This is a genomic window from Megasphaera sp. MJR8396C (assembly GCF_001546855.1).
In the GTDB taxonomy this organism is placed as follows: Bacteria; Bacillota; Negativicutes; order Veillonellales; family Megasphaeraceae; genus Megasphaera.
Window position 1 is genome coordinate 1 of the sequence record NZ_KQ958158.1, and the last position, 10,773, is coordinate 10,773.

Here is a 10,773-nt window from a genome sequence, read left to right on the forward strand (position 1 = left end):
AAATTTAAGAACGAATCAAAATCTTCGTGCTCAGAAATATTTTTCGGACCATCAATAGTGCCCATTGCAAAAAAAATCACTCCACTTTTATCACCGTATTTTTGAGAAACATTAATAATTTCTCTCAAAGCTCCGGGCTTAAATTTGCTATAATCATTATGAAGTTTTAATAATTTTCCATTTCCTAATTTCAAGGCTTCTATAGAATTTAAGAAGCCTTGGCAATCAGATTTTCGGTAATACAAATTTGGAACATCAGAAAATTCTTTTTCAATTAAATTTTTAGTTTCATCTGTTTCTGAATTATCGGAAATGCAAATTTCATAAAGTGTCTTATCCGCATCTTGGGACAATAAACTTTTCAAAGTTTCTCGAACAATATCTACTCGCTTCTTAGTAGGAATACAAATTGAAACCACTGGCTGATTATTCATAATTTTTTCTCCTAAGACTACACATTTTCCCATTTATTAGTTATATTATTCCATGTTTTAATCACTTTAATAGGTGCCCCAACAGCAATACTACACGGAGGAATATCTTTGGTCACTACTGAGTTAGCACCTATGATAGAACCATATCCAATTTTAACATTGGGTAAGATAACTACATTATCCCCTACCCAAACATGATCCTCAATAACAACTGAGCTCCCCACCGTTAAATCACGATTTGCTGGAGGGATATTCACAGAACTTTGAATATCTCCTTTGTACACACCATGGTTATGATCAGTCACATAACATTTACTTCCAAAAAGAACATTATTTCCTATTTCAATATAAGAAGTCGCTCCAACATGATTGAATTCACTAAAAGATACATTGTCACCAATAATAATTTGAGGATTTATAATCTGCCCATTATACTCACTAACTGCTTCTAACCACAAACCTCTTGCTGATGAAAAATTTTTTCCAATTTTAATATTTTTTAATCCTAAAATTTTTGCCCTAGAATCAACATGAGTATCTAGGCGCCCCAGCACCAAATAATTATATGCTTTATTTAAAATTTTTCTATAATAAATAATCAAAGCCAATGTAATTCCGTTATTTCGAATACACTTTCTAAAATTATACACTTTTCTACTCATAACAATCCCCTAAAAATAAACCGACTTATTCACAAAATTCAATATAAAGATCAAATTCGACTGGCAATAATGGCATTTTCTTTTGTCAGGTTCTAAATAGGCGCCTTCTCCCCATTCATTCCAAGCATTAATAAAAACTAAATTGTCTTCTAGAGTACATGTCTGATTAAACGCTATGACATCTTCTAACCATCTTTGATATAATGCCGGAGTTGATCCATGATAAATAAGATTTCCCTTGTTATTGCGTCTCGGAGTATTATCCCACATTGGCATCACCGCATGATACATTCTATCTTTTGAAAAATTTTTTTGATAAATTTTATTTTCAACAATCTCCCTATAGCTATAAACAGCTCCCGAGAAATTTTCATTCACAAAAGGCAACCTTTTATTTATATTTGCAGAATAATTATAGATAGACCCCGGCTGAAATTCAGAAATTGCATCAAATCCCTTGGCAATAAAATCTTCTGATTGATCTGATGTCCAACACCCTACAATATATAATTCACCAATTCCAGTTTCTTTACAATACTCACGCCAATATTGCAATGTGTTCTTGCAATCGGGAACATCTTGCGGCTTATAAACAGTCAATAGCTTTTTACCATTAATCTGAACATATCGCTTATCCTTAAGATATCTTGCAATATCCACAATAAATCGCCGATAGCTCTCTACAGTGCTACTTTGCTTCATAATAATTTCTTTAGAACTACCGAAGAAACCCTTTGTCCAACTTTCATTAGCCCAACACAAACAAAACGGAAAATCTATTTCGGTCGAATTCAGATACATATCTAAAGGTCGTTCCAAAAGCCGCTTCCCATCAAACCAATAATAGTACCAATTGAACGCATAAATTCCATACATCTTAGCTAATTCCATCTGTCGAACAAGATTTTCTTTTAACCGCAAGTCATAAAATCCTAATTCTCCCGGTAACCTAGGTTGGTAATGGTCTACAAATTGAGGGACAGCTCGCGAGACATTATTCCATTCAGTTACTCCCTTTCCCCACCAGGCATCGTTTTCCGGAGTGGGATGCATTTGAGAAAGATAATACGCAATAATCTTAGGATCGCCGTTTTTTCTTTGATAAGGCTCATTAATAATGGCTTTAAAGTCATTATCTTGATATATCGGATTCATTAAAACTTGTTTTACGTAGCATTCTAACACTTCTGCTCTATTAGAATTATCTATAGTAGCCTTTTCTGATCGTAAGTTTGCTTTTATAGCATAAAAAATCTTTTCTTTTTCTTTCTCAGACAAAAACGGTATTTTCCAAAAAATATCCTTTAATATACTAGGAATCGGCATTTGTTAACCCTCTCCTCTATGCAGACAAGTTCTTTATTAATTTTATTATTCCTGACCTTTTATTATTGAAATATAAATTTTTTATATTTCAATAATGCTCCATTTTTTATAGCTATCTCATCCTCAAAAGCCCTGACAAAATCCATCTTGCCGCGTATTCCGTTACTAATAATTCTATCTAATAAATCTTCAAATGCCTTTTCTCCTTCATCAATAACATAACCGCTTTTAATGGACTCAACTTTATCTCCCACTAAGGTTCCATTAGTAGTAATAATTGGCTTTGCTAAAAATAAAGCTTCATAAAATTTGTTGGGGGCTGCGTAAAGATGATTCGGATTAGTTTTATAATACATGGCATACAAGAGATCTGATTGTTTCATGATGCTTAAAGCTTCTCCATATGGAATTTTACCATAATAGTAGATATTAGCAAATTTTTCACTCATGTCAGTCATATACTTAATAATGGCTTCGTCACCAAATCCTGCTATATTCAGTCGAATATTTGGATATCTACTAATAACGTTAACCAATTCTCTCAATCCACGATGCTCTACCAACCCACCAATATAAGCTATCGCTATAGAGTAGTCGTCATAATGACAGGAACTTTTCCCGTCTACTGGCATGACCGAGTCACCATTGCCCACTGGAATATTTGGGACAACAATATAGTGCGAAGGGACTATCTCCATTTGCTGTAAGCGGCCTTTTTCGCAAATAATAACCAGGTCGGCCAATTTTACAGAAAGTTTTTCCATAAAGTTAATTGGTTTATCTATATACCATTTTCCCGTTTTTACTTCATCGCTAAACCAATCAAATATATCAAATACCACTTTCTTGCCGAATAATTTCATAACTAAAGACGGCATAACCGTATCAAAATCACAGGCATGAATGATCTTATAATCACGCCTGTAAGAAAACAAATAGCCCAGTAAAAACCAATTCCACTTGATTCTGCCAAGAATCCCCTTCGCACCCTGTTGGAATCCGGCTATCCCATCATAATATTCTGTATTGTCTCTTTTCAGATTCTTCCCTTGTCGATCCCATCCGATAATTCTGTAGGTAATTTGATTTTTTTTATACCACGCTTCATATCGCAATACTCTACTGTCTGAAAAGATATCTTGTGAGCGCAGAATTATTACATCTAATGGATTCATTTCATCTTCCCCAATTGCCACTTTATTTCCAATATTTAGGAGTCATGCTGCATTGTTTTTTTATTGAAGTTGGAATTCCTTTTTCATGAAGCCCCAATTTATAGCCCAGAAATTTAAAGCCATCTCTTAGAATCGTACTAAAAACTAAAAGGGGCTTGTTTTTTATTAGATATTTCAGCTCATCAAGGACAAACTTCTTTCCCTCACCTTCTGCTTTACCAAAGGATTGTTGAATCCATGATTCTCTGGCATGAAATACACCCGTATCAAAATATCTTTTAAATTCCTGCATAATTGTATAATTATGGGAATGATAGACTTGAGCATCTGCTACGTAGGCATTCAACCATCCGGCAAGCACCATCTTGGAAGCTACATAGGTATCTTCACCAAGGATGACATCTGACGGAAAACCACCGATTTCTTCCAAAGCTGCCGGTCGATAAGCTGCAAAAGTATCAGAAATAAAAGATACTTTGATCCCCAATTCAGGAGCATCAGCAGTACCTTTAAATCGACTGCCCTCAGGGTAGTTAAAATGTCTTGCTCGCGCAGCCAAAATCGTAGCGTCTTTATGCGGAAGCTGCCGCCCATAGGCGCACCCGACTTTAGGGTTTTCAAAAGCAGTTAAAAGATTATGCAGCGTAAATTCATTCGCAGGGATAGCATCCTGGGTCATATAAATCAGATATTGATACCCCTTACAAGCCTCTGCTGCGGCCTGTCGTGTCCCGCCATGATTAAAGTTTTGAGGAGTCGTTGTTATGATCGTATACGAAAGTCCATCCAGTTCATTCAGGTAATCTTCCACGCACGAACCAGAATCGATGATATACACATCAAAAGAAACCTCTTTTTGCTGCTTCAGCATAGCAAGAAGCTTTTTAAATTTATCATCCGGACGATAAATCGGAATGATAACAACAGATTTTTTCAACATCACTAACTCCTATAGACTTTTCTATTTAGCCAAAGTGTATCGATCATCTTCAACATACTTCAGCGAGTTGTGTTTCAATCGTCTGACATGGCCTTTTATATTAAAACCATTTTAGTAAGCGCCCTTATGTTTCAGTACGACGGCAACGGTTCTCCAAATGAGGACGATATCGAACCAGACGTTCCAGTTTCTTACGTACCAGGTATCCATCTGGACTCGTTCGTCATAGGTCGTATCACTGCGGCCGCTGGTCTGCCACATGCCGGTGACGCCGGGGCGGACCATATAGAAGTCTTTGATAAAGGCGCCGTATTTCTTGATTTCATCTTGAATAATCGGCCGCGGTCCGACGAGGCTCATTTCCCCTTTCAGGACGTTGAATAACTGCGGCAGTTCGTCAAGGCTTGTCTTACGCAAAAAGGCCCCGCTCTTGGTAACTCGCGGATCATTTTTCAGTTTGAATTCTGTTTCCCATTCTTTCCGGGCTTCTGGATCTCGTTCGAGGAGTTCTTTCAGCTTGACGTCGGCATCAACACACATGCTGCGGAATTTATAGCAGTTAAATTCTTTGCCATCTCGACCGATGCGTCGATGTTTGAAGATGATTGGCCCCGGCGAATCGAGACGAATCCACAAGGCTACGGCCAAGAAAAACGGGGACAAACAGATAATGCCAATGAGGGTGCAGAGCAAATCAAAAGTCCGCTTGATAGCCCGGTTATACCACAGCGCCAGATTGTTCCGGAAACTGAGGGAGATAACTCGACCGTCGATGAGGGGATTGGTCTCGAGGGTGGCCAAGGGCAAGCTGCCCATGTCGGGAATGAAAGCTACTTTTTTGACCAGTGGTTGAACCCGATAGACGATGTTCTGAATATCCTGATTTTTAAGCCCCGGTGCGATAACCATGACGTGCTGGACACCAGTTACCTGAATGACATGCTCGGCATCATGGAAGGTTCCCAGATGAGGAATCATAGCTGCAACTCTCGGATCCGGGGTATTGTCTTCAAGGAAGCCAATAAATTCATAGCCGACACCTGTATCGTTCTTGAAGTATTCCAACATAAGAGCTGCCGTCTTACCGGCGCCCATGATGAGAACTGGCAGCTGGAGCATCTTCATGCGGATCAAAATGCGTTTGACAACGTAGCGTTCAATGACCAAGAAGAGAAAGGACGTTATAGCCAATAAGCCCACGAACAATCGCGACGTCACGGCTGCCGTCTGAGCGATATAGATGAAGAAAATCAGTAAGGCAATGGAATAGAACGTCGCCTTAAAAATATTGGAAATGATCTGCCAAAACTGCATGCGTCGCGTATAGAGGTGGTGCAGCTTCAAAAATAGCAAGTATACCGCCGGGACGATGACATGAATACTGAGCCACGATAACCGAAATGGAGTGTCCGGAATAAAGAATTCTCGAATTCCGAACGATGCGTATTCCGCCAGCCAAATGGCGATATAGTCGGCAACGGCCAGCACAATGGGCAGCACCTCATTACTGTACTTATTTTTAATCGAAATCGAACACGACTGCGGCGAACACTTCAAAACAGTTCCTCCTCACGGCAGAGTATGGGCTCTGTCATTTATTTTATAATTGTATATGACATGCAAAAAGCCGGAGATTTCCCTCCGTTTAAGACTTTACAATAATTTATTATACCATTCTTTAAGACAAAAAAAAACCGACCGTTTCTCCCCATGCCTTATTAGAATGTAAAAAAACGATAAAGAAAGCCGTAGGCTGTATGAAAAAGTTTCTTCTGAACCTTGTTTTGAGCTTGCTAGTAAAACTTTCATCACGCAAAGCTTTTTAACGGCTTCACCGGCTTTACAGGAACAAAAAATGGATGCCTTCTGCTTATACAGTTGGCATCCATTTTTATTTTCTTCCGTTCCTTACGATATTCGGAGTTTTGAATAGTTCTTGCAGGAAATGTTATATCCTTATCTTCCCTATCGTTCGAGCCATTCTTTGAATTCGGCTTCGCTGATGATGGGCGTTCCCAGTTGCTGGGCTTTTTCGTACTTGCTGCCCGGATCGGCACCGACGACGACGAGGGTCGTTTTTTTCGTTACTGACGAGGTGCATTTGCCGCCTCGGGCTTCTACGGCCTGTTCGGCTTCTTTCCGGGTGAAGAGTTCTAGTTTCCCTGTGAGGACGACGATTTCGCCGTCGAAGGTGGTGTTGATGAGTTCTTTCTTTTCAGCGGTCATGTCGACGCCGTGATTCTTCAGTTTTTCGATGAGGGCCTTATTTTTTTCTTCGCTAAAGTAGGAGACGATGCTGTCGGCAATGCGCGGGCCGATGTCGTCGATGGCGGTCAGGTCATCGGCACTGGCCTTCATCAGGGCATCGACGCTGCCGAAGGATTCGGCAAGGACTCTTCCGGCTTTGGCACCGACGAAGCGGATGCCCAGGGCAAAGAGGACTCGTGCCAGGCCGACGCTCTTGCTGGCTTCAATGGCTTTTAAGAGGTTATCCGCCGATTTTTCGCCAAAGCCTTCGAGGGCGACGAGTTCGTCTTTGGTAAGGCCGTAGATGTCGGCTACGTCGTGGATGAGTTCTTTGGTGAGGAGCTGCTGGACGATGGCGTCACCGAGGCCGTCGATGTTCATGGCATCGCGGGATACGAAGTGGGCGATCTTTTCGCCGATGACGGCCGGGCAGTCGGGATTGACGCAGCGCCAGGCCGCTTCCCCATCGCGGCGGACGACGTCTGAGCCGCAGGCCGGGCAGGTATGGGGCATGGAAAAGACGACTTCGGAACCGTCGCGCTTATCGGGCAGGGAACGGACGACTTCGGGGATGATTTCGCCGGCCTTCTGGATGATGACCCGGTCGCCGACGCGGATGTCTTTGTCGCGGATATAGTCTTCGTTGTGAAGGGTGGCCCGCTTGACCGTCGTTCCGGCCAGGCGTACCGGTTTAAGGTCGGCTGCCGGCGTCAGGACCCCGGTGCGGCCGAGGCTGACCGAGATGGCCAGGACCTTGGTTTCGGCCTGTTCCGGCGGGAATTTATAGGCAATGGCCCAGCGGGGAATCTTGACCGTATTGCCGAGCTGAGCCTGCTGGGCAAAGGAATTGACTTTGACGACCATGCCGTCGGTTGCGTAAGGCAGCCTGTCGCGGCGGTCGTCCCAGCTGTGGATGAAGGTGATGACGTCTTCGATGTCGGTGAATTTCCGGTATTCCCCATTGACCTGGAAGTGGAACTGGCGCAGATCCTGCAGGAGTTCTTCCTGGCTTTCGATGGTGATGCCCGTATTGCCGCCTAAGGCGTAGGCAAAGAAGGCCAGTTTACGCTGGGCCGTGATCTGGGGATCGAGCTGGCGCAGGGAGCCGGCAGCGGCGTTCCGGGGATTGGCAAAGGGTTCGAGTTCGTCGTTACGCCGCTGTTCGTTGAGGGCCGTAAAAGAGGCTACAGGCATGTAGACTTCACCGCGGATCTCGATGTGCGGTGACGTGCTGTCGATGCGCAGCGGTATGGTGCGGATGGTGCGGACGTTGTTGGTAATGTCTTCGCCGACGACGCCGTCGCCGCGGGTGACGCCGCGGACGAACTGGCCATTTTCATAGATGAGGTTGACGGCCAGGCCATCGATCTTGAGTTCGACGACGTATTCTAAGGCTTCTCCCCCGAGGTCGCTGCGGACGCGGCGGTCGAATTCGCGCAGTTCGTCATCGTTAAAGACGTCGCCCAGGCTCAGCATGGGCCGGTCGTGGGTATACTTTTCAAAGCCGCCGGAAATCTTAGAACCTACGCGCTGCGTCGGTGAGTCGGGCGTCACCCATTCGGGGTGGGCTTTTTCGATGTTTTCCAGCTCCCGGTAGAGCATATCGTATTCGTAGTCGGTCATGGTCGGCTTGTCGAGGGTGTAATACTGGTAGCTCAGTTCATCGATTTTTTGGCGCAGGGCCAGGAGCCGCGCTTTTTCTTGTTCCATAAGATTCCCTTCCTTTACAGCGTATCGAGATAGCTATACTTTTTCTAACGGTGCATATTTGACGACGACTTGGCGGACGCCTTTCGTCGGAAATTGAATTTTCATCTGCATGTTCGGTCCGTCGCCGATGACGTCGAGGACGGTGCCGATGCCCCAGATCTTGTGGCGTACTTTGTCGCCCTTGGCAAAGGAGTCGGTCACGGCGTGCTTCTTGGGAAGGCTCGTGGCCACGGGCTTGGACAGGATGGACACGCGCTGCTGGCCGGGAATGGAAGTCATCCGGCTCTGGGGCATGGCGCTCTTACGCCGGTATTCTTCGACGAGTTCCGGCGGGATTTCTCCGAGGAAACGGCTGGGCATGTAGGCCGAAACGCGGCCGTACATGGTCCGGGTAATGGCGTTGGTGACGTAGAGCTGCCGTTCGGCACGGGTGATGCCGACGTAGGCCAGGCGCCGTTCTTCTTCGATCTGTTCGGGATCCATCAGGGTCCGGCTGTGGGGGAACAATCCTTCGTCGAGACCGGCCAGGAAGACGACGGGAAATTCAAGGCCCTTGGCCGAATGAAGGGTCATGAGGGTGACCTTGGAGTCGCTGCTTTCAAAGTCGTCGACGTCGCTGACGAGGGCTACGTTTTCGAGGAAGTCCTGCAAATTGCCGTCAGGGTTGCTGTCCATGTAGTCTTTGGCCACCGACAGGAATTCGCCGACGTTTTCCTTGCGGCTTTCGCCCTGGGGATCGTGTTCGGCGTCTTTATCGAGCATTTCGCCGTAGCCCGTATCTTTGATGACCTTTTCGATGAGGCTCAGGACATCCATGCCGTCGATGTCGTTTAGGAGGTCGAAGATCATGGCGGCGAAGTTTTCAAGGGACGTCTGGGCCCGTTTGGTGACCGGAATGGCGTCCGGTGACGACAGTGCTTCAAAGAGGGAGATCCCCTCCCCTTCAGCGTAAGCGGCGACCTTTTCCATCGTCGTGGCCCCGATGTTTCGCTTAGGGACGTTGATGATACGGGTCAGGCTCAGGCTGTCTTCGGGGTTATATAAAAGGCGTAGGTAGGCCAGGACGTCCTTGATTTCCTTGCGGTCATAGAACTTGGTGCCGCCGACCATGGTATAGGGAATGGCGTAGCGCATCAATTTTTCTTCAAGGACACGGGACTGGGCGTTGGTCCGGATGAGGATGGCCATGTCGCCGTAGGGTTCGTGGCTGATTTCGTGGCGGTTGTAGATGGCGCCGGCGATGTAATCGGCTTCGTCGTGTTCGGTCTGGGCCTGGTAATGGATGACCTTGTTGCCCGACGGGTTTTCCGTCCAAAGTGTCTTTCGCGGCCGGCTTTCGTTGTTGTCGATGACGGCGTTGGCGGCGTTCAGGATGGTCTTGGTCGAGCGGTAATTCTGTTCGAGCTTGATCGACGCTGCGTCGGGATAGTCCCGGGTAAAGTCGATGATGTTGCGGATGTCGGCACCGCGCCAGGCGTAGATACTCTGGTCGGCATCGCCGACGACGCAGATGTTGCGCCACTGGGCAGCCAGGATCTTAGTAAGGGCATACTGGGCGTGGTTCGTATCCTGATATTCGTCGACCAGGACGTATTGGAACCGTTCCTGATATTTTTCCCGGACGTCGTCTTTTTCTTCCAAGAGGCGGACGGCCAAGAACAGGAGGTCGTCGAAGTCGAGGGCGTTGTTTTCCTTCAGTTTGGCCTGGTAGAGCTCGTAGGCTTCGGATACTTTCTGCTGGAAAAAGTCTTCGGCCTGACGGGCAAAGGCCTTGGCGTCCATGAGGACGTTCTTGGCGGCGGAAATCGTGGCCAGGACCGACCGCGGCGTAAATTGTTTATCGTCGAGATTCAACTTTTTCAGGCAGTCCTTGATGAGCACCAGTTGGTCCGACGAATCGTAAATGGTAAAGTTCCGGGTGTAGCCGTGAAAGCCGTCGATTTCAAAGCGCAGCAGCTTGGCACAGAAGGAATGGAAGGTGCTGAGCCAGATGGAATCGGCCTGGGCCCCGACGAGGTTCTGGACACGCTCTTTCATTTCCTTGGCAGCCTTATTGGTAAAGGTGATGGCCAGGATCCGGTACGGCGAGACGCCGAGCTCTAAGAGGTGGGCAATGCGGCAGGTCAGGACCTTGGTCTTCCCCGATCCGGCGCCGGCTGTAATCAGGAGCGGGCCTTCGGTATGGTTTACGGCCTCACACTGGCGGTCGTTCAAGGTGTCTAAAATCGGATTCATCTAAATGCGGGCAAGATACTCCGACCTCTTAGGTCGGGGCGGAA

Annotated in this window: 8 protein-coding genes; all 8 read right to left on the minus strand. The window is 45.9% G+C overall.

The genetic code is table 11. From position 1 onward, the window contains the following. On the minus strand, positions 1-434 hold a 434-nt coding region (locus HMPREF3201_RS03110), incomplete at its 3' end, for a glycosyltransferase family 2 protein (RefSeq protein ID WP_197408252.1). 17 nt (positions 435-451) lie between these two features. Then, positions 452-1,096 (minus strand): DapH/DapD/GlmU-related protein, encoded by a 645-nt coding sequence (locus HMPREF3201_RS03115; RefSeq protein WP_062411696.1) that lies wholly within the window; start codon positions 1,094-1,096, stop codon positions 452-454. A 9-nt stretch (positions 1,097-1,105) separates the two neighbouring features. Then, positions 1,106-2,422, minus strand: coding sequence for a glycoside hydrolase family 99-like domain-containing protein (locus tag HMPREF3201_RS03120; RefSeq protein WP_062411697.1), 1,317 nt, complete (start codon positions 2,420-2,422; stop codon positions 1,106-1,108). A gap of 62 nt (positions 2,423-2,484) precedes the next feature. After that, on the minus strand, positions 2,485-3,618 hold the full coding sequence (locus tag HMPREF3201_RS03125; protein WP_154254700.1) for a glycosyltransferase: 1,134 nt from the start codon (positions 3,616-3,618) through the stop codon (positions 2,485-2,487). 1 nt (position 3,619) lies between these two features. After that, a complete protein-coding gene (locus HMPREF3201_RS03130; protein WP_062411699.1) occupies positions 3,620-4,537 on the minus strand; it encodes a glycosyltransferase family 2 protein in 918 nt (305 codons plus the stop codon). 111 nt (positions 4,538-4,648) lie between these two features. Then, the gene (wbaP, locus tag HMPREF3201_RS03135; protein WP_062411700.1) at positions 4,649-6,094 is read right to left on the minus strand and encodes an undecaprenyl-phosphate galactose phosphotransferase WbaP; all 1,446 of its coding nucleotides are present in this window, start codon (positions 6,092-6,094) and stop codon (positions 4,649-4,651) included. A gap of 408 nt (positions 6,095-6,502) precedes the next feature. Further along, positions 6,503-8,494, minus strand: a complete 1,992-nt coding sequence (ligA, locus tag HMPREF3201_RS03140) for an NAD-dependent DNA ligase LigA (RefSeq protein ID WP_062411701.1) — start codon at positions 8,492-8,494, stop codon at positions 6,503-6,505. Between the two features lie 33 nt (positions 8,495-8,527). Beyond that, on the minus strand, positions 8,528-10,729 hold the full coding sequence (gene pcrA / locus HMPREF3201_RS03145) for a DNA helicase PcrA (RefSeq protein ID WP_062411702.1): 2,202 nt from the start codon (positions 10,727-10,729) through the stop codon (positions 8,528-8,530). Positions 10,730-10,773: the final 44 nt, after the last annotated feature.

Excerpts from the sequence above, each read along its gene's own strand:
- HMPREF3201_RS03115 (WP_062411696.1), bottom strand. The coding sequence starts at position 1,096 with ATGAGTAGAAAAGTGTATAATTTTAGAAAGTGTATTCGAAATAACGGA.
- ligA (WP_062411701.1), bottom strand. The coding sequence starts at position 8,494 with ATGGAACAAGAAAAAGCGCGGCTCCTGGCCCTGCGCCAAAAAATCGAT.
- pcrA (WP_062411702.1), bottom strand. The coding sequence starts at position 10,729 with ATGAATCCGATTTTAGACACCTTGAACGACCGCCAGTGTGAGGCCGTA.
- HMPREF3201_RS03130 (WP_062411699.1), bottom strand. The coding sequence starts at position 4,537 with ATGTTGAAAAAATCTGTTGTTATCATTCCGATTTATCGTCCGGATGAT.
- HMPREF3201_RS03120 (WP_062411697.1), bottom strand. The coding sequence starts at position 2,422 with ATGCCGATTCCTAGTATATTAAAGGATATTTTTTGGAAAATACCGTTT.